Annotated in this window: 20 protein-coding genes; 2 read left to right on the forward strand and 18 right to left on the reverse strand. The window is 64.3% G+C overall.

What is annotated here, in order from left to right; genetic code table 11:
* Nucleotides 1-101: 101 nt before the first annotated feature.
* The gene (locus MUO32_RS16645) at nucleotides 102-662 is read left to right on the forward strand and encodes a methylated-DNA--[protein]-cysteine S-methyltransferase (protein WP_257949479.1); all 561 of its coding nucleotides are present in this window, start codon (nucleotides 102-104) and stop codon (nucleotides 660-662) included.
* Here the strand turns inward: MUO32_RS16645 and MUO32_RS16650 are convergent.
* From MUO32_RS16650 to MUO32_RS16720, 15 genes are all read right to left on the reverse strand, one after another.
* Nucleotides 659-1522, reverse strand: a complete 864-nt coding sequence (locus MUO32_RS16650) for a sigma-70 family RNA polymerase sigma factor (protein WP_257949958.1) — start codon at nucleotides 1520-1522, stop codon at nucleotides 659-661. The genes MUO32_RS16645 and MUO32_RS16650 overlap by 4 nt on opposite strands.
* A complete protein-coding gene (locus MUO32_RS16655; RefSeq protein WP_257949481.1) occupies nucleotides 1512-1973 on the reverse strand; it encodes a carboxymuconolactone decarboxylase family protein in 462 nt (153 codons plus the stop codon). The genes MUO32_RS16650 and MUO32_RS16655 overlap by 11 nt, the downstream gene beginning before the upstream one ends.
* A gap of 155 nt (nucleotides 1974-2128) precedes the next feature.
* Nucleotides 2129-3691: a glutamine-hydrolyzing GMP synthase gene (gene guaA / locus MUO32_RS16660; RefSeq protein WP_257949482.1), complete on the reverse strand. Its 1563-nt coding sequence runs from the start codon at nucleotides 3689-3691 to the stop codon at nucleotides 2129-2131.
* A gap of 53 nt (nucleotides 3692-3744) precedes the next feature.
* A complete protein-coding gene (locus MUO32_RS16665; RefSeq protein WP_257949483.1) occupies nucleotides 3745-4389 on the reverse strand; it encodes a 5'-methylthioadenosine/S-adenosylhomocysteine nucleosidase in 645 nt (214 codons plus the stop codon).
* On the reverse strand, nucleotides 4386-4835 hold the full coding sequence (locus tag MUO32_RS16670) for a PaaI family thioesterase (RefSeq protein ID WP_257949485.1): 450 nt from the start codon (nucleotides 4833-4835) through the stop codon (nucleotides 4386-4388). The genes MUO32_RS16665 and MUO32_RS16670 overlap by 4 nt, the downstream gene beginning before the upstream one ends.
* Before the next feature lie 79 nt (nucleotides 4836-4914).
* On the reverse strand, nucleotides 4915-5370 hold the full coding sequence (locus MUO32_RS16675; protein ID WP_257949486.1) for a TspO/MBR family protein: 456 nt from the start codon (nucleotides 5368-5370) through the stop codon (nucleotides 4915-4917).
* A gap of 41 nt (nucleotides 5371-5411) precedes the next feature.
* On the reverse strand, nucleotides 5412-6515 hold the full coding sequence (locus MUO32_RS16680; RefSeq protein WP_257949487.1) for a DUF1513 domain-containing protein: 1104 nt from the start codon (nucleotides 6513-6515) through the stop codon (nucleotides 5412-5414).
* Nucleotides 6515-7642, reverse strand: a complete 1128-nt coding sequence (locus MUO32_RS16685; protein ID WP_257949488.1) for an imelysin family protein — start codon at nucleotides 7640-7642, stop codon at nucleotides 6515-6517. The genes MUO32_RS16680 and MUO32_RS16685 overlap by 1 nt, the downstream gene beginning before the upstream one ends.
* Nucleotides 7642-9177, reverse strand: a complete 1536-nt coding sequence (locus MUO32_RS16690; protein ID WP_257949489.1) for a di-heme oxidoredictase family protein — start codon at nucleotides 9175-9177, stop codon at nucleotides 7642-7644. The genes MUO32_RS16685 and MUO32_RS16690 overlap by 1 nt, the downstream gene beginning before the upstream one ends.
* Before the next feature lie 47 nt (nucleotides 9178-9224).
* Nucleotides 9225-10502 carry an imelysin family protein gene (locus MUO32_RS16695; protein WP_257949490.1) on the reverse strand — a complete coding sequence of 426 codons (1278 nt, stop codon included), beginning with the start codon at nucleotides 10500-10502 and terminating at the stop codon, nucleotides 9225-9227.
* 199 nt (nucleotides 10503-10701) lie between these two features.
* Nucleotides 10702-11988 carry an RsmB/NOP family class I SAM-dependent RNA methyltransferase gene (locus tag MUO32_RS16700; protein ID WP_257949491.1) on the reverse strand — a complete coding sequence of 429 codons (1287 nt, stop codon included), beginning with the start codon at nucleotides 11986-11988 and terminating at the stop codon, nucleotides 10702-10704.
* Between the two features lie 77 nt (nucleotides 11989-12065).
* A complete protein-coding gene (locus tag MUO32_RS16705) occupies nucleotides 12066-12428 on the reverse strand; it encodes a septal ring lytic transglycosylase RlpA family protein (RefSeq protein WP_257949493.1) in 363 nt (120 codons plus the stop codon).
* 363 nt (nucleotides 12429-12791) lie between these two features.
* Complete coding sequence (locus MUO32_RS16710; RefSeq protein WP_257949494.1) at nucleotides 12792-13667, reverse strand: SDR family oxidoreductase; 876 nt, start codon at nucleotides 13665-13667, stop codon at nucleotides 12792-12794.
* Nucleotides 13664-14809, reverse strand: coding sequence for a tRNA epoxyqueuosine(34) reductase QueG (gene queG, locus MUO32_RS16715; RefSeq protein WP_257949496.1), 1146 nt, complete (start codon nucleotides 14807-14809; stop codon nucleotides 13664-13666). The genes MUO32_RS16710 and queG overlap by 4 nt, the downstream gene beginning before the upstream one ends.
* Before the next feature lie 10 nt (nucleotides 14810-14819).
* On the reverse strand, nucleotides 14820-15512 hold the full coding sequence (locus MUO32_RS16720) for a glutathione S-transferase family protein (RefSeq protein WP_257949497.1): 693 nt from the start codon (nucleotides 15510-15512) through the stop codon (nucleotides 14820-14822).
* A gap of 188 nt (nucleotides 15513-15700) precedes the next feature.
* Here MUO32_RS16720 and MUO32_RS16725 point away from each other — a divergent pair, with 188 nt between their 5' ends.
* Nucleotides 15701-16507: an undecaprenyl-diphosphate phosphatase gene (locus tag MUO32_RS16725; protein ID WP_257949498.1), complete on the forward strand. Its 807-nt coding sequence runs from the start codon at nucleotides 15701-15703 to the stop codon at nucleotides 16505-16507.
* A gap of 438 nt (nucleotides 16508-16945) precedes the next feature.
* Here the strand turns inward: MUO32_RS16725 and MUO32_RS16730 are convergent, their stop codons facing one another.
* From MUO32_RS16730 to pyrF, 3 genes are all read right to left on the reverse strand, one after another.
* Nucleotides 16946-17926, reverse strand: coding sequence for a complex I NDUFA9 subunit family protein (locus tag MUO32_RS16730; RefSeq protein ID WP_257949499.1), 981 nt, complete (start codon nucleotides 17924-17926; stop codon nucleotides 16946-16948).
* 118 nt (nucleotides 17927-18044) lie between these two features.
* Nucleotides 18045-18332: a DUF1330 domain-containing protein gene (locus tag MUO32_RS16735; protein WP_257949500.1), complete on the reverse strand. Its 288-nt coding sequence runs from the start codon at nucleotides 18330-18332 to the stop codon at nucleotides 18045-18047.
* Nucleotides 18333-18348: 16 nt separating this feature from the next.
* On the reverse strand, nucleotides 18349-19047 hold the full coding sequence (gene pyrF / locus MUO32_RS16740; protein ID WP_257949502.1) for an orotidine-5'-phosphate decarboxylase: 699 nt from the start codon (nucleotides 19045-19047) through the stop codon (nucleotides 18349-18351).
* Between the last annotated feature and the right edge of the window lie 2 nt (nucleotides 19048-19049).

The raw sequence follows: 19049 nt of genomic DNA on the forward strand, positions 1-19049 counted from the left end.
GAAGCAAGTCCCCGGCAACAAACCCTTCACCGCGCAAGAATCGGGTTGAAACGGCGCGGGCAAAGCCCGATCTTGAGACGAAGCGCGAGCAGGAGCCGAAAATGACCGGCAAGACCCAGTATCTGATCTTCGACACGCAGGGCGGCCCCTGCGGCATCGCCTGGACTTCTGCGGGCGTCGTGCGCTTCCAGCTGCCGGGCGAGGACGCGGCCACGACACGCCGCCTGCTGCTGCGTCATCTGCCCGATGCCGAGGCGGCGGACCCGCCATCTACCGTCCAGAAGGCCGTTGCCGCCGCGCAACGCTATTTCACCGGTGAAGAGGCCGATTTCACCGCCGTGCCCCTCGACCTCGCCGGCCAGAGCGATTTCTTCCTGAAGGTCTACGATGCCGCGCGCCGCGTGCACTGGGGCGAGACGACGACCTATGGCACCATCGCCCGCGATCTCGGCGCCGGGCCGGAAATGGCACGAGAAGTCGGTCAGGCCATGGCGAAAAACCCTGTCGCTCTCATCATCCCCTGCCACCGCGTGCTTGCCGCCGGCGGCAAGGTCGGCGGCTTTTCCGCGCCGGGCGGTTCCATCTCCAAGGTGAAGATGCTGGCGCTGGAAGGCGTCTCCTTCACGCCGCCGGAGCCGCCGCAGCAGTCGTTCGGGTTCTAGGACGGCAGCTTTGCGCCGGTCAGCTTGTCCGGGTTGCGGGTGATGTAGATGGCGGCGATGCGGCCCTCCACGATTTCCACGGCGGTGGTCTGCAGGTGGCCATCGACGCGGCTCAGGAAACCCGGCAGGCCGTCGATCATGACATGGCCGAGAAACTCCATCCGTGATCCGAGTTTTCTGGAAAGCCCGAGATAGAGGCGGATAAGGCGGTCCACGCCCTGGATCGCATTGGGGAAAGCCAGCACCTTGCCGCCGCCGTCCGAACACAGCGTCACGTCCGCTGCCAATATTGAGCCGAGCGCCGCCGCATCGCCGAGCCGACAGGCCTCGAAGAAGGCACGGGTCAGCGCCTCGCCGTCCTCGCGGGCAATTTCGTAGCGTGGCTGGTCGACCTGCACATGGGCACGGGCGCGTGCCGCCAGTTGTCGGGTGGCGGCCGGGCTGCGCTTGAGCGTCGCCGCCACGTCGTCGAGCGGCTGGTTGAATACGTCGTGCAGCAGGAAGGCCGCGCGCTCCAGCGGCGACAGCCGCTCCAGCGCCATCATGAGCGTGAGCGTGATGTTGTCGGCGCGCATCTCCTCGTCGGCCGGTTCGATCAGCGGTTCGGGCAGCCAGGTGCCGGGATAGGTCTCGCGGCGCGCACGGGCGGATTTCATGGCGTCGAGGCACAGGCGCGAGACGATGCGGGTAAGCCAGGCGGAAGGCTCGCATACCGCTTCTCGGTCGCTGCGATGCCAGCGCAGCCAGGCCTCCTGTACGATGTCCTCCGCCTCCGACCGCGTACCGAGCATGCGATAGGCGAGCCGCAGCAGCCGGGGCCGCTGCGCTTCGAAGATTTCGGTGGCCGGATCAGGCCGCATGGCGCCGGTCGACCGGGTGTTCGGCACGAAAGCCGACCTGTACGCGGTTCCAGATATTGATTGCGCCGATGGCAACGGTGAGCCAGGCCTGTTCGTCGGCCGTGAAGGCAGCTTGGACCGCTGCCCAGTCCGCATCGGGAGCATGGGTTTCGGCGACCAGCGTCAGCGTCTCGGTCCAGGCCAGCGCCGCGCGTTCGCGCTCGGTATAGAACGATGAATCGCGCCAGCCGGCGAGGAGATGCAGCCGCATCGGGTCCTCGCCGTCCTTCAGCGCCTCGCCGACATGCATATGGATGCAATAGGCGCAGCCGTTGATCTGCGAGGCGCGCACTTTTACGAGATGCAGCAGGATGGCATCCAGTGGGCTCGCCTTGAGCGCGGCTTCGAGTGCGAACATCGCCTTGAAGGCGGGCTCGGCGCGTTTGAAATAGTCGGTCATGCGGGGTGACATTCCAGTCTCCTTTTCAATCCTACACTGCCATGACGAGGCTGGAAGGATGGATGTGACATGACCGCGAAGATTTTCCTGAAAAACATTCCGGCAAAACAAAAGCCCCGGCGCAGGCACCGGGGCTTTGGAATGTCCTTGCAGAAAGGGCGATGCCCTTACTCCCACTCGATCGTTCCCGGCGGCTTGGACGTCACGTCATAAACGACGCGGTTGATGCCGCGGACTTCGTTGATGATGCGGGTGGCGGCGCGGCCGAGGAAGTTCATGTCGTAGTGGTAGAAATCGGCGGTCATGCCGTCGACGGAGGTGACGGCGCGCAGCGCGCAGACGAATTCGTAGGTGCGCCCGTCGCCCATGACGCCGACGGTCTGGACGGGGAGCAGCACGGCAAAGGCCTGCCAGATCTTGTCGTAGAGGCCGGCCTTGCGGATCTCGTCGAGATAGATCGCGTCGGCGTCACGGAGGATTTCCAGCTTGTCGCGGGTGATGCCGCCCGGGCAGCGGATGGCGAGGCCCGGACCCGGGAAGGGATGGCGGCCGATGAAGCTGTCCGGCAGGCCGAGTTCGCGGCCGAGCACGCGCACTTCGTCCTTGAAGAGTTCGCGCAGCGGCTCGACCAGCTTCATGTTCATGCGCTCGGGCAGACCGCCGACATTGTGGTGCGACTTGATCGTCACCGACGGGCCGCCGGTGAAGGAGACGCTTTCGATGACGTCGGGATAGAGTGTTCCCTGGGCGAGGAATTCAGCGCCGCCGAGCTTCTTGGCTTCCTCTTCGAACACCTCGATGAACAGGCGGCCGATGATCTTGCGCTTGGTTTCCGGGTCGGAAACGCCTTCCAGCTCGCCGACGAAACGATCGACGGCATCGACATGGATGAGGTGCAGATTGTAGTGCTCGCGGAACATGGCAACGACGTCGGCCGCCTCGTTCTTGCGCATCAGGCCGTGGTCGACGAGGATGCAGGTGAGCTGCGCGCCGACAGCCTCATGGATGAGGAGGGCTGCGACCGACGAGTCGACGCCGCCGGACAGCGCGCAGATGACGCGCTTGTCGCCAACCTGCTCGCGAATGGCTTCCACGGCGCGGGCGCGGTAGGCCGACATCGACCAGTCGCCCTTGATACCGGCGATCCTGTGCACGAAGTTGGAGATGAGCTTTGCGCCATCGGGCGTGTGCACCACTTCCGGATGGAACATGGTGGTGTAGTAGCGCTTGGCTTCGTTAACGCAGATGGCGAAGGGGGCGTTTTCGGAGACGCCGATGATCTCGAAGCCCTCGGGTGCGACGGTGACGCGGTCGCCATGGCTCATCCAGACAGGATACTTGTTGCCAACCTCCCAGAAGCCTTCGAAGAGCGGACTTGCCTTCAGGATTTCCACATCGGCGCGGCCGAATTCGCGGGCGTGGCCGCCTTCGACGGTGCCGCCGAGCTGGGTGGCGAGCGTCTGCTGGCCATAGCAGATGCCGAGGATCGGCAGGCCGGAATCGAACACCACCTGCGGGGCACGGGGGCTACCCTGGTCGAGCACCGAAGCGGGGCCGCCGGAGAAGATGATCGCCTTCGGCTGCATGCGGTGGAAGGCTTCTTCCGCCGACTGGAAGGGGATGATCTCGCAATAGACGCCTGCTTCGCGCACGCGCCGCCCGATGAGCTGGGTCACCTGGCTGCCGAAATCGATGATGAGAACGCTGTCGGGATTGGCTGTCTGGGTCATGGCGAGCCTTTAATGAAAAACCTCGCGCCGCGCAACGGGGGAAGGCCGGATTTTCAGCCTTCGTCTATGACCGTTCCGTCGGCGATGGCCGCCTCCAGCCTGTCGACGGCGGCGGCGAGCTTCTCGTCGATGACATCGAGGTATTCCGTCCAGTTGCCGATATGGGTGAGCTCCGCCTTGCCGTCGGAAATGCCGCGCAGGCCGATGAGCGGCACGCCGAATGCCTGACAGGCGCGTAACGCGCCGAAGGTTTCCATCTCCACCATGTCGGCGTCGATGCCGGCATAGGCCGCGCCGGAGACGATGTTGGCGCCGGTCGACAGCCGTGCGGTCGGAATACCGGGAATGCGGATCGGCAGCGGCACTTCGACCGGCAGGTCGAGGAAAGGCGTTGCGCCCTTGGTGAAGCCGAGCGGCGAAGCATCCATGTCGCGGTAGGAAACGGAGGCCGCCTGATGGATTTCCGTCTGCTCCAGCGTGGCGGAGCCGGCCGACCCGAGCGAGACGACATAGTCGGGCAGGTTGCCGTCCGCCGCCAGGTGGCAAAGGGTGAGCGTCAGCTGTACCGCGGCCTCGACCGGGCCGACGCCGGTCATGAGCGGTGTGAAACGGGCCTTCAGATGCGGACCGTATTCGGGACTGGCGGCCATGACATAGAGCACGCGTTTTGTGCCCACCGTCTTGAGGACGAAGCTCATTCGGCCACATCCTCCCGACCGCGCACCACCATCATGGTACCGGTCATGGAGGCGATCAGCTTGGCTGGGCCGTCCGAAATCGCATAACCGCGCCCATCGGCCACGATGATGTTGGAGCCGGGCTTGGTGACCTCGCCGCGGAAGAGAAACCGCTCGCCCCGTCCCGGCGACATCAGGTTCACCTTGAACTCGATGGTGAGGATCGAGGCATCCGCGTCGATGACGGAGTAGGCGGCATAGCCGCAGGCCGTGTCGAGCGCGGCAGAAATGACGCCGGCATGGAGAAAACCATGCTGCTGCGTCAGCTTCTCGTCAAAGGGAAGCTCGATTTCCACGGTGCCGTGTTCGACACGGGTCAGCTCGGCGCCGATCAGCGCCATGGCCGGCTGTCGCCCGAAACTTCTTGTGATGCGGCCGGCGAAATCCGGCGATGGAAAGCCTGTCATGATACCCACATGGTGCGGGCACGGGGCCCGAAGGAACGGACCGACGTTTGCACGGCCTATGCTGCACTGCAAGCGCCTTTCAGTTCAGCGCCACGATTGCGCCGTTGAGCGCGGTCGCGAAGGCGACCCAGGCGAGATAGGGCAGGAAAAGCAGGGCTGCCACGTGATCCCGCCGCCACGACGCGACGATGAAGCCCGCGACGGCGACGAGGAGGCCGAGGATGACGATCAGCGCGGCGGCCGGATCCTGAAGCCCGAAGAAGATCGGCGACCAGGCGAAATTGAGCACGAGCTGGGCATACCAGAGCCGCATGGCCATGGAGCGGCGAAGCGACAGCCATGTGCGTGCGCCGACGATGGCGATGAGGGCGTAGAGCAGGCTCCAGGCCGGGGCGAAGAGCCAGTTGGGCGGATTGAACGACGGTTTGGCAAGTGACTGATACCAGTCGCCGGGCACGTTGTGTGCGCCGATCAGGAGGCCGCCGCCGAGGACGAGGATGAGGAAGAAGAGATAGACGAGGGGTTTGTTGCTCATGCCTCTGACCTAGCGCGCTTTTTGCCGTCGTCCAGAGGCGGTCAGCCGCGTGGTTTCAGGCTTGTTATGTGCTGGTCCCAGGCGACATCCTCGCGTCGACCGGCAAAGCCGCCGTCATATGAGGAAACGGCAAAACCATGCGATGCCGCGGCGACGCCGGCGGCGTCCACGACGCTTTCCGTGCGCACGACCTGCCCGCTCTTTGCATCGAGCACCACGAAGCGACCACCGTTCGGCGAGGTGAGGCCGACGAGGCCTTCGCGGCGGTTGACGGCGATGGCGCCGACATAGTTGGCAAGGCCGATCGTGGTGTCCTCGGGCAGTGACAGGAAGGTCAGGTCTTCTCCCTTGCCGAAATGTCCGACGAGCGGCGGCAGGTCGTTGCGCGCGCCCTCATACTGGCAGGCAAACCAGATGCGGCCCTTCTCGTCGAGGTCGATATGGCGGGTCGAAAGCTGGCGCAGTTTTTCGGGCAGGGCGTGGCGCTCGACCAGCGCGCCGGTCGCCGCATCGATCAGCGCAAGCGAGGGCTCCATATGATCGAGATTGAGCTTGGTTCGGCCGAAATCCGGATGGGTCTCGATGCCGCCATTGGCGGCGATCAGCAATGTGCCATCGTCGCTGACGGAGAGATCGTGCGTGCCGATACCGTAGGTCTGGTATTCGCCGATGCGGCGATAGTTTTCCCGCGCATCGTAAAGGCCGATGACCCCACGCTTGGCGTCGAAATCGTTCTCGCTGGCATAGAGGAGCCGGCCATCGGGCGAAAAGCAGCCATGCCCGAAGAAATGCCGATCCTCGGCGGCGGCGATGGTGACGGGTTGTTTTCGGCCGCTGCGGTCGATCACAAGGGCGAAGGTGCCGGGTCGGCGGGCAAAGGCGACGAGATGGTTCGTGACAGGCGAAAAGGCCATGCCATGGCTGCGGGCCGGCAGCGGCGTGCGCGCGATTATGCTGCCGTCTTCGGCCAACACCGCGATGCCGAAGCTGCCGCCTGGGTCCTTGTAACCGGAGGCGAAGACGGCGTCGGTGCGCGACAGCGCGAAGGCGCCACGCGGGGCGAGCGTCGCAGCCCAGGCCGCGCCCGCCATGCGCAGGAAGGCGCGCCGGTCGAGGAGCGTGCTTTGGCCGCCCAGGCGTCGCATCAGTCGCCGTCCGAGAAGGAGAAGCCGGAGCCGAGCCCGATGGCGCCGCCATAACCGCCGTCGAAGGCGAGGATCAGTTCGCGTGTGTTGACGAGCAGGAAGTTGATCTTCTGCTGTTCCTGCGGCGTGGAGACTGCCTTCTGCATGTCTTTGTCGATCGTCGGGGTAATCCGGCGCAGCGATTTCAGGATGAAGTCGATATTGCCGTAGACCGAGGCGATGCTGGGATCGATCAGCTCTTCCATACCGGATTTGTCGAACAGCGTCTGCAGGCCTTCGAGATTGGCGTCGATCGACGTCCAGGTGTTCCCCGACCGCCAGAACACCGCCGATTTGGGCCGTGCGATGCCGCCGTTGCGGTAGAAGGTCTCGATACGCTGGTCGCGCACCGCCTCCGTGCCATGCACGAGAATGCCGAGCAGCGCCGTCATCGCCTCCTTGCCGGTGCGGAAGACGGGATTGTCGGGGCCGGGGTGCTTCCAGTCCTTCTGGACGCCATCGGGTGCATCCCAGGCGGCGGCGAGCTCTCCGGCTGTCGTCCGGATATGGGCGGCGACGGCGGCGGCATAGCGGCAGCGGAACGCGTTCGGCTTGCTCGCTACCGCTTCCGAGCCTGTGCCGTAAAGGGCGAATTCGATGGCGCCGAAACCCTGGATCGCCACGCTCTTGCTGCCCATGGTCGCGGCATTCGCATCCGCTTCGTCCGCTTTCTGCAGCAGCGCCTGCACCTGTTTCAGGCCGGTGCCCTTGCGGTCGGGATAAAAGAGAATGCGCTCGAAACGATTGTCGTCGATCACAGGACCGATGCGCAGGATTTCGATGCGACCCCAGTCGGTGACGGCCTGGCGGAAGGCTGCGTCGACGGCCTTTCGACCTTCGTCCGAAGGAGCCTTACAATAGGCTTCCGTCATTTCGGCGAGTGCGCCGGCGGAGGCCTCGAAGGTGCGGTAGCCGGGGCGGATCACCTCGTCGACGGCGCGCGTCATGATGCCGGTGACGATCTCCCCCGTCAGCTCCGGTGTCGCCGGCGCACTGCCTTCCTGTGCGAAGGCCGGCAGTCCCGCCGCAAAAAACAGGGACGCGGCAAGCAGGGAGCCGAACCGGAGGAAGGGCGGGCGCTGGATCATCAGAGGCTCTCCAGAAAGGTCAGAAGGGCGTCGCGGTCGTGTTTTTCCAGCGCGGCGAAGCGGTCGCGTGCCTGTTGCCCCTCGCCGCCGTGCCAGAGAATGGCCTCGGTGAGGGAGCGCGCGCGCCCGTCATGCAGGAAGAACGTATGGCCGTTGACGGTTTTTGTAAGGCCGATACCCCAGAGTGGCGGTGTGCGCCACTCCTGTCCGCTCGCCACCCCCACCTGCTGCCCGTCGGCAAGGCCTTCGCCCATGTCGTGCAGCAGGAAATCGGAATAGGGCCAGATGAGCTGGAAGGCTTGGGCCTTGTTGGCGGCATCGCGCCGGGTCACGAATTTCGGGTGGTGACAGGAGACGCAGCCCGTCTCGTAGAACAGGCGCTTCCCCTCGAGCGTCCCGGAGAAGCTCGCCTTGCGCCGCGCCGGTACGGCGAGATTTTCGGCATAGAAGGTTACGAGGTCCATGACGGGCGGGGGCGCTTCCGCATCGCCAAGCCGCTTCTGCACGCCATCGGGGCGTTCGATGCAGGCCGTTTGCGCCGGCATGCAGTCGCCCTGGTGCAGCGGCACTTCCGGCGTGGATATGCCGATATCGAAGGCGAAGGCGTCGGCGCTCTGCTGGCGCACGCTGGCGGATTGCGCCTTCCAGCCGAAGCGGCCAAGCGCCTCCTTGCCGGTCGTCGGATCGATGGCGATCGCTGCCTTGCCGCTGATGCCGTCTCCGTCGGCGTCGTTGGGGTCGGCCAATGCAAGGATATCCGCTTCATGGATGGCCTCGACCAGGCCGAGGCCGAGCATGGGCTGGGTGACGCGCGGCGAGAGCGTCGTCGTCGCGTCGAGATCGCCATAGGCGAGATCGGCGACGGCGTAGGTCGGGCGGCGGAGATGAACGACCTCGCCACCGGCCAGCGTCACCGGTTCCTCTGTATAGGCGATGACCATGCGGCCTTCGGCCTTGAGGCCGGGAATGGCCTGGTCCTGCAACTGCCTGCCATAGATCGGATCCGGCAGGCTCATCGCGTGAAAGCTCTTCAGCGCCGCCTCTTCCTCGGGCGTTGCCGCCGGGCGGGCGAGGCGCAGGAACATCGAGGTCGCGTCCGCCGTGTCCTCGGGCGGATGGCCGCGGCCGTCCCTGATGTGACAGGACTGGCAGGAGCGGGCGTTGTAGAGCGGCCCGAGACCATCGGAGGCCTGCGTGGAAGACGGCGAGGATACCCAGAGTTTTTGGAACAGCGCATTGCCGAGCTTGAAGGTTTCGCGCTCTTCGAAGCTGATGTTTTCGGAAAAATGGGAGAAGCTGTTGAGATCGATTTTTGCAAGCGAGGTCGCCGCACCCCCGGACATCGCTTCGTATTGCTCGGCCTTGGAGAAGTCGGTGGTCAGGGTTGTGACGGCCTGAACGCGCTTGAGGTCTTTTTCGGAGAGATCGTCGCGCTCGCGGTTTTGCGAATGCGCGCTCCCCAGAACCAAAACGCCTGCCGCGACGGTGAACGCGGCTGAAACCGCGAGCAGGCGACGGGCAGGGCGTTCTGTCATGCAGGAAATCGGGCCGCACGCTTAAGGGCAGCGGCCCGCCTTCTTTCTTATTGGAAGACAGCGTTAGGATTATCCAGGCTGTCAGAGCCTTCAAGCTCGATCTTGCCGAGGTCCAGCGACCCGATGACGCGTTCGATCGTCTTGGTCTGGTCGATCAGGCTGTCGATGGCGGTCTGGACGACCTTGTTGCCTTCCTCGTTGCCTTCGCCGATCATCTGGTCATAGGCTTCGCCACCTTCCGCGCGGTCCACCAGCGCCTTGAAGGCGGCATGGCTGGCGTCGAGCTTGGCCTTCATCTCCGTGTCGAGCGCGGCGTCCTTTTCCGCGACGAGTTCGGAGAGCGACGGGCCGGTCAGCTTCGAGCCGTCGGGACGGGTATATTCGCCCGTATAGACGGTCTGGATGCCGGCGACGTCGTAGTAGTGCGAGTTGTGCGTGTTGTCGGAGAAGCAATCATGCTCTTCTTCCGGATCATGCAGCAACAGGCCGAGCTTCATGCGTTCGCCGGCAAGTTCGCCGTAGGAGAGCGAGCCCATGCCGGTCAGCATCGCGGTGATGCCGGCCTTCGGATCGGCCGTGACGTTCTTCGTGGCGTCGCCATCGGCGGCCCAGGCCTTCACCATCTCTTCGAGATCGGTGACGAGCAGCGAGGATGCGGCCTTCAGATAGGCGGCGCGGCGGTCGCAATTGCCGTTGGTGCACTTGTCCTTGTCATAGTCGGAAGCCTGGCGGTTGCCGGCACCCTTGCCGGTACCGTTCAGGTCCTGACCCCAGAGCAGGAATTCGATGGCGTGATAGCCGGTGGCGACGTTCGCCTCGACTTCGCCGGCCTCATGCAGCTCCTGCAGCACTGCCGGCGTGATCGTGGTGGCGTCGATCGTCTTGCCGGCGATCTCCAGCTTCGGATTGGCGATGACATTGCCGACGAACAGCGCGTTCTCGTCGCTTTCCGTGCCGTAGCCCGGATCGACATAGTCGATCAGACCTTCGTCCAGCGGCCAGGCGTTCACCTTGCCTTCCCAATCGTCGACGATCGGGTTGCCGAAGCGATAGGCTTCCGTCTGCTGGTAGGGCACACGCGACTTCAGCCACGCCTCGCGCGCCGCCTTCAGCGTTTCGTCGCTCGGCTTGGCGATGAGGGCGTCGACCGCCGCGTCGAGGGCCTTGGCCGCATCGAGCGAGTCGGAGAACTTGGCATGGGCGATTTCGGCGTAGTGCTTGACGATCGCAGCCGGATCGGCCGCCGCATGGGCAGAGCCGATGGCAAGGCTGGACGCCGCGGCAGCAAGCGCAAAGGCGGCCGCGCGAAGGAAGGAAGTGGTCATGACGTCTCCTGGTGTCCTGTTTTGGCGTGTCCCCCGACACCGGACGTCGCGACCAATGGCGACCGCCCGGATGGACCAGCGCGAAGCCGGGCCGGGTTTATTCAGGCCTAGATGTCATGGACCAAATAAAAACTGGTGTCAAAGTGTATAGTTTAGAACGGTTTCAAGGTATTTCTTGTGTTTGACAGAAGACAAGGCATCACGCCTTGCGGCCCATCGCGCAGAAGAAGAAGCCGTCGGTATCGGTCGAGGCCGGCGTCAGCGTCATGGTCTTGCCGTCGCGTGAGCGTGGCTGCGGCTTGCCGCCGAAAAGGGTCTGCCAGGTATCCGATGCCGAGAGGATCTCGAATTCCGGATTGGCCTCGCAAAAGCCATGGACCTGCTCCTCGTTTTCCTGCGGCAGGATCGAACAGGTGACATAGAGCAGGAAGCCGCCGGGCCGCACGAAGACGCTGGCATTGGCAAGCGCTTCCTGCTGCTGGGTGATGCGTTCTTCCAGGTTCTTTTCGGTGAGACGCCACTTGGTGTCCGGGCGACGGCGCCAGGTGCCGGTGCCGGTGCAGGGCGCATCGACCAGCACCCGGTCGAAACGGGCCGTCATCGGGGCAAGGCTCGAAAGCGTCTCATGGACCTGCACATTGCGGGTTCCGGCGCGCTTCAGGCGCTCAATGATCGGGGCGAGGCGCTTGCGGTCGGTGTCGTAGGCATGCACCTGGCCCCGATTGTTCATCGCGGCCGCCATGGCGAGCGTCTTGCCGCCACCGCCCGCGCAGAAATCGAGCACCTGCTCACCCTCCTGCGGGAAGACGAGATCGGCAACGATCTGCGATCCCTCGTCCTGTACCTCGAACCAGCCCTTCTGGAAGGCAAGGTCGGCGGTGACGTTGGGCAGGCGGGAAGGGCCTTCGCCGGCGGGAATGCGGATGCCCTGGCGGGCGATCGTGGAGGCGACGGCGCCGTTGCGCTCCAGCGCTTTCAGCACCTTGTCCCGACCTGCCTTGAGCGTGTTGGCGCGCAGATCCAGCGTTGGCCGGCCGGCGAGCGCCTTGGCTTCCGCCAGCCAGTCCTCGGAAAAATTCGCCTCGAAGGCAGGCTGGATCCATTCGGGAATGTCGCCCTGCACATGCGGGGCTGCGTCTTCGAGATTGCGGGCGCGGAAGGCGGTAAGTTTGTCTTCGGTCAGGGCATCCGGCGCAAAGCGGTCGCCGTCGAATTCGGCGTTCAGCGCCGCGGGCTCGAGGCCCCACTGGCGCAGCAGCACGGCGTAGCCGAGAGCGGTCGGACTGTCGTCGTCCATGAGATAGGCGTGCGACAGTTTCATGCGCAGCGCGTCATAGACGATATTGCCGATCGCGGCGCGGTCGCCGGAGCCGGCGAACCGATGGGACAGGCCCCAGTCCTTGAGCGCATCGGCGACCGGGCGCCGCCGCGTCTCGATATCCGAGAGAACCTCGATGGCTCCCGCGAGCCGCCCACCCAATCGCATCCGTTTACTCCGTTTTGCGTCGTGGTAGCGGCGGAATGCGCCGAGAGCAAGCCGGCGCCGTCAGAATAGCGGCTGGATCAGCCGATGACCTCGTAACAGATCTTGGCGTGGCCGGAGCGGATCATGCCGATGTTGGAGGCGGCAGCCTTGGAGAGATCGAGCACGCGGCCGCGGATGAACGGGCCGCGATCGTTGACGCGAACGACGACGCTCTTGCCGTTGTTGGCATTGGTGACCTTCAGCTTGGTGCCGAAGCGCAGGCTGCGATGGGCGGCCGTCATGAGGTTGGGGTTCATGCGCTCGCCGGATGCGGTGCGCGAATGCAGCGCATACCAGGAGGCGCGGCCACAGCCGGCGGCCTGGGCATCGGAGAAGGCAACGAAAGACGAGGAGGCGACGACGAGAGACGTCAGAGCGAGGCTGGAGAGCTTGGACAGCATGTATCGTGTGACCCTTGCGGCGAGTTGCGGAAATCCCCTGTGATTGATCGCCCTATGAGGAAGCAAAAGTGGCAGAAACGTGCCTCAACCGGCCACACTTGCTGTCGAAGTGCTGCCGGATATACAGTCCATCGCCCGCGATGGATTTTTAATCTTCGTTAACAAGGCGGGAAAGAGTCTTACGAATCAGTCACTAAACTCATTCGACTTGTCGCGTGGAATGGTCTTGCAACATTTCCGCAAATTTTCGGAAAAAACTTTCAACATTAGCTGTTGCTGCGCATGAATTCGGCGGCAAAAATGGGGCAGATAAATTTATGGTTGTGCGAAATCGCAAAAGCCATCCCCGCCGGCCGCACCCCGCTAACCCCGCCAGCGCCCGGAAGCCTTGAGTTCGGCGAGCGATTGACGGTAGTTCGGGAAGCGGAATTCGAAGCCGGCAGCATGCAGCTTGGCGTTCGAGACGCGCTTGTTCTCTCCATAGAAAGACCGTGCCATGGGAGAAAGTTCCGCCGTTTCGAAAGCAATGTCGGGTGGGCTGGGCAGCCCCATCAGGCGGGCCGCCTCGGCCACCACGTCCTGCGGCGGGCCCGGTTCGTCGTCGGTGATGTTCCAGATCCCGCCAAGCTGCTTCCGTGAAAGGAAGAGCGCAGAGCCGCCGATGTCCTCGACGCGGATGCGGTTGAACACCTGATCCTTCTTGATGAGGCGGCGGGCGGTGCCGTCTTCCATGTTGCGCAAGGCATTGCGGCCCGGCCCATAAATGCCGGCAAGGCGCAGCACGGCGACGGGAATGTCGGAGGCCGCGCCGAAAGCCAGCCAATGGTTCTCGGCCTCCACGCGCTCGACCGAGCGGGCAGAAACCGGGTTCAGCGCCGTCTCCTCGTCGACCCAGGCGCCCTTGTGGTCGCCATAGACGCCGACGGTCGAGAGATAGCCGGCCCATTCGAGCTTCGGCATCAGGGAGGAAACGGCCGGGCCGCCGGGGCGAAACAGCGGATCGCCATCCTTGCCGGGCGCGATCGACTGTACCAGATGCGTGGCCTGCGCCATGTCGGCAGCAAGTTCCCCGGAAATAGCGTTGCCGTCATAGACGATGGGTGTGATGCCGAGCGCATGGAGGGCATCGGCCTTTTCCGCGGAGCGCGTTGTGCCGGAGACGGTAAAGCCCGCTTCCTTGAAGGTTTCGCCGATGGCCTTGCCGGAGAAACCGGCGCCGAGGATCAGGAGGTGGGTCATCGTCCGTCTGCCTTCGCTCTCTTATATTCCGCGCGCACGTCCTCGTCCGCGTCATCCGCTCTTCCTGCCGCAAAATGCGCGAATTCGGAAGCATCCATCAGCCGGGAAAGCGCCCATGCGGCCATGCCACGCACCACCGGCGCCGCATCGTCGGCGAGGGTGGTGCATTGTCCAATCAGGCTGCGGTCCCCGGAATTGCCGGCGGCGATTAGCACGTTGCGCACGAAGCGGTCGCGGCCGATACGCTTGACCGGCGAACCGGAGAAATGGGTGCGGAAGCCGGGATCGTCGAGGGTCAGCAGATCGGACAGAGCCGGAGCCTTCAGCTCGTCGCGGGCGACGAGCTTCATTTCCGATGCACTGGCGGCGAACTTGTTCCAGGGACAGGCGGCCAGGCAATCGTCGCAGCCATAGATGCGGTTGCCGATCTTTTCGCGGATATCGGGGTCGATCGGCCCCTTGTGCTCGATGGTCAGGTAGGAAATGCAGCGACGCGCATCGAGCTTGTAGGGTGCCGGAAAGGCATCCGTCGGACAGGCGTCGAGGCAGGCGCGGCAGGAGCCGCAATGATCGCGCTCCGGCTCGTCTCTATAAAGGTCGGCGGTGGTGAAGAGGCTGCCGAGGAAGAGCCAGGAGCCGTGCGTGCGGCTGACGAGGTTCGTATGTTTGCCCTGCCAGCCGAGGCCGGCGGCGGCGGCAAGCGGCTTTTCCATGACGGGCGCGGTGTCGACGAAAACCTTGACATCCGCCCCGCCGCGCGCGGCAAAGCGGGTCGCGACTTCCTTCAGCCGGCCCTTGATGATGTCGTGATAGTCACGGTTCTGTGCATAGACGGAGATCGCCGCGCGCTCCGGCATGTCGAGGACGGCACGCGGGTCGTGCTCCGGGCCGTAGTTCATCGCAAAGACGACGATGGAGCGGACCTCGCTCCACAGCACCCGCGGATCGGCCCGGCGTGCCTGCGTCTCGGCCATCCAGTCCATCGTGCCGTGGTAGCCTGCGGAAAGAAAATCGGCGAGCCGGGCCGGTGCCTGCGGAATCGAGTCGGGGCCGGTGATGCGACAAAGATCAAAACCCTTGTCGGCTGCCTCCGCCTTGATGAAATCGGTCAGGCGGCGGCGGATCTTTTCGTCGCCCGGCATGGTCGCATCCTCAGAAGTCGAGGTCCGCATAGTGTGAAACGGGCGTGACGCCGCGCACGCGCTCGGCCAGCAGCGGGCGGAAGGAGGGGCGGGACTTCAGCCGCTGATACCAGTCCTTGGCCTGCGGCGCGTCCGCCCAGTTGATCTCGCCCATGTAATCGAGCACCGAAAGACAGGCCGCCGCGGCAAGGTCGGCATAGGAGAGCCGATCGCCGGCAAGATAGGTGCGCGAACCGGCAAGCCAGGAAAGATACTTCATGTGCTGGCGGATGTTGGCGCGGGAATTGCGCAGGATCTTGCTATCCGGCGGGCCGCCGCCCTGGTCGGACGTCATCTGTAGTTTGAAGATACGCTCGCGCACCAGTGGCCGCGTCACATCCTGCTCCATCTTCTGCAGGAACCATTCGGTCAGGCGGCGGATCTCGGCGCGCTGGAAAGGGTCTTCCGCCAGCAAGCGGCGGTCACGCTTCAGCACACCATGCGTCTCGTCGAGATATTCCGAGATGATGCTGGCGCCACAGAGCGCACGCATGCTGTCATCGACATAGACCGGCAGCGTTCCAGCCGGGTTCAGCGCCAGGAAATCGCGCCGGTTCTCCCAGGGCTGCTCCTCCGCAAGCTCCGTCTGGAAGCCGTATTCCGACAGGATGAGCCGGACGAAGCGGGAGGCTGCGGACATCGGATGGTGGTAAAGTGTGGGCATTCGGGCTGCTTTACTGGTCTTGCGGAAAGGAGCTTTGCCGGGCCTGCCGCTTCATGCGGAACGGATTTGGTCGCGGCTGATTTGACGAACCTATAGAAATTTGGTGGTACAAACACAAGCGAATCGGGCTTTTTGCCGTATGCACGGTTCGTTTCATGCCTTCCTTTCCCTTTTCCCAAGGAACATTCATGGCAGACCAGTCCATCGTCAGCGCCCTCATTCTCGGTCTTATCGAGGGCCTGACAGAATTCATCCCGGTGTCTTCCACCGGTCATATCCTGCTCGCCGGGCACTTTCTCGGCTTCAAATCCCCGGGCAACAGCTTTGCCGTCCTGATCCAGCTCGGCGCGATCCTGGCGATCCTCTCCGTCTATGCCGCAAAGCTGCTGCGCATCGCCTTTGCGCTGCCATCCAGCCCCGAAGCGCGACGTTTCGTGATCAGCGTGCTCATCGCCTTCCTGCCGGCCGCCGTTATCGGCGCTCTGGCGCATGATTTCATCAAGACGGTGCTGTTCGAAACGCCCATGCTGATCTGCATCGTGCTCATCATAGGGGGTGTCATCCTCTATGTCATCGACCGCCTGCCGCTGACGCCGCGTTACACAGATGCGATGAAATACCCGCCGTCGCTCGCCTTCAAGATCGGCCTTTGCCAGTGCCTCGCCATGATCCCCGGCACCTCGCGGTCCGGCGCGACGATCGCCGGCGCACTTCTGATGGGCACGGACAAACGCTCGGCGGCGGAGTTCTCGTTCTTCCTGGCGATGCCCACCATGGTCGGGGCCTTCACGCTCGACCTCTACAAGAATCGCGATGCGCTTTCTTCCGACGACCTCTTGGTCATCGGCGTCGGCTTCATCGCGGCCTTCGTGGCGGGCCTCTTCGTCGTGCGCTCGCTGCTCGACTTCGTGTCGCGCCGCGGCTTCACGCTGTTCGCCATCTGGCGCATCATCGTGGGCACGCTGGGCCTGATCGCCCTTCTGATCTGGGGTTGAAAGACCGGCTTCGGCCGGTCGTTCCAGACGGGCCGAAGCTTACTTGACCGAAGCGGTCGTGCAAGGATCGACGCCGTAAGCCGGCGAGCAGCCGTGCTTGCTGGCGGACACCGTCGAGGGCGCGGCAAAGGATCCGGCCACGATGATCAGAGCCGAAAATCCGAAGAAGATTGCAATTGCCTTGCCCATGGGCGGATAAGCCTCTCGAAGTCCTGAAAAACGCCGCTCTCTGCCTCTCCAGCAAGACGCGACGGGGGCGGTGTTTATTCGCTGGCCCGGAGACAATCAATATCGCGACATGTTGAATCGCACGTAAATGCCGCAACGGATTTTTTAACCGCTGCATAAGTGCAACAGCTGCCTCAAAGCGCTTTCAGAAAACGAAACGGCCGCCGCAGGAAAAACCCTGCGGCGGCCGTTTCCGTATCCGGAAATGGCTCAGGCCGTCTTGTCGATCCGCGTGAACTGGCCCTGCTGGCGGTAGCGCACGAGGTAGCTCGGCAGGATCGCTTCGGCGAGGATCGGCTCGATGCCGATGGCTTCGAGCGTGCGGCCTTCAGCCTTGGCGGCGTCGGAGACCACGTTGTCAGAGCGCAGCAGCGTGACCTGGTCGGAGGTCAGCGGCGGCGCGACGAAGGGCACGAGCGAGGCGATGGAGCCGATCAGCGAGGCGATGCCGAAGGGCAGCGAGACGAGCGGCTTCTTGCGATCGACCACGCGCAGCATCAGCTCGAGACACTGGCGGAAGGTCAGAACTTCCGGGCCGCCGAGTTCGTAGGTCCGGCCGCGTTCGATCGTACCGTCCACCGAACGCGCGACAGCTTCCGCGACGTCGGCGACATAGACCGGCTGGAATTTCGTGTGGCCGCCGCCGATCAGCGGCAGGGCGGGCGCATAGCGCGCCATGGTGGCGAACTTGTTGAAGAAGCCGTCTTCCGGCCCGAACACGATGGAGGGGCGCAGGATGACGGCATCCGGCACGGTGCGCCGCACTGCGGCCTCGCCGTGCGCCTTGGTGCGGGCGTAGCTGGAGCCGGAATTTTCATCCGCACCGATGGCGGAGATGTGGGTGAGCTTCGCACCGACGGCGCGGGCTGCCTCGGCCACCGCACGGGCGCCAAAATCCTGCACGGCGTCGAAGGTATTGCGGCCGCTCTCGAAGAGCACGCCGACACAGTTGATGACGTGATCGGAGCCCTCGACGGCGCGGTCGACCGACTGGCGGTAGCGCAGGTTCGCCTGGACGAAGGAGATCTGGCCGACGCCGCCGATCGGCTGCAGGAAGCCGGCGAGGTCGGGACGGCGCACGGCGACGCGGATGCGGTAGCCGCGGCGCGCCAGCGCGCGCACCACATGACGCCCGACGAAGCCCGAGCCGCCGAAGACGGTGACGAGCGGCGGAAGGTTAGACAAGGTCATGAGGCTGCTCCTGAAGAACATTATAGGTAGGTAGCGCCTACATAGCCCAAACAACCGGCAAGGTGAAGCGCGGCGAAGCGTCTCTTTTACCGGTTTTGCAAGCCTTCAGCGCGCGGGTTCAGAGCCCTTCGACGACCACCATTTCCGCGTCCGCCACTTCCTGGCGAATGGCGGCGGCGATCTGGTATTCCGGCGAGTTGTAACAGTCGACTGCGGCCTGCAGCGAGGGAAACTCGATGATCACGTTGCGGGCGCGCACGCGGCCTTCCAGCTGCGTATATTCGCCACCGCGGGCGACGAAATTCGCGCCGTATTTCTCGAAGGCCGGCCTGGCGGCGGCGACATAGTCCTTGTAACGCTCGGGGTCACGCACATCGACCTGTGCAATCCAGTAGCCCTTGGGCATGTCTCTCTCCCTCTGATTATGCGGTGAGCGCGCCGTCCATCTCGGCGAGGATCGCCTTGGCGGCGGCGAGCGGGTCGTCGGCCTTGACGATGGGGCGGGCGACGACGAGGTGGCTCGAGCCGGCCTTCAGCGCATCGGCCGGGGTCATGACGCGCTTCTGGTCGCCAAGCTCCGCGCCGGCCGGCCGGATGCCGGGGGTGACGATCGCCATATCGGGGCCGACGATTTTCCGCACGGCCTTGGCTTCCTCGGCGGAACAGACGACGCCGCCCATGCCGGCGATGCGCGCCTGTTCGGCGCGGCGCAGCACCAGCGTGTGCGGGTCATATTCGTAGCCGGCGTCGATGACGTCCTTGGCATCCATGGAGGTGAGCACGGTCACGCCGAGCAGACAGAGGTCGGACCCCTTGGCGGCGCTGACGGCGGCGGCCATCGCCTTCGGATAGGCGTGCAGGGTCAGCATCGACATGCCCATCTTGACGATGTTTTCCACGCCCTTCGCCACCGTGTTGTCGATGTCGAGCAGCTTCATGTCGAGAAAGACCTTCTTGCCGTCCTTGGCGAGATCGCGGGCGAATTCCAGGCCGCCGGCAAAGACCAACTGGTAGCCGATCTTGTAGAAGAGGGCGGTGCTGCCGAGTGTCCGGACCACCTTTTCCGCCTCCGCGATGGTCGGTACATCGAGGCCAACGATCAGGCGGTCGCGCGCGGACATGG

Source organism: Shinella sp. CPCC 101442 (assembly GCF_024704725.1).
Taxonomy (GTDB): domain Bacteria; phylum Pseudomonadota; class Alphaproteobacteria; order Rhizobiales; family Rhizobiaceae; genus Shinella.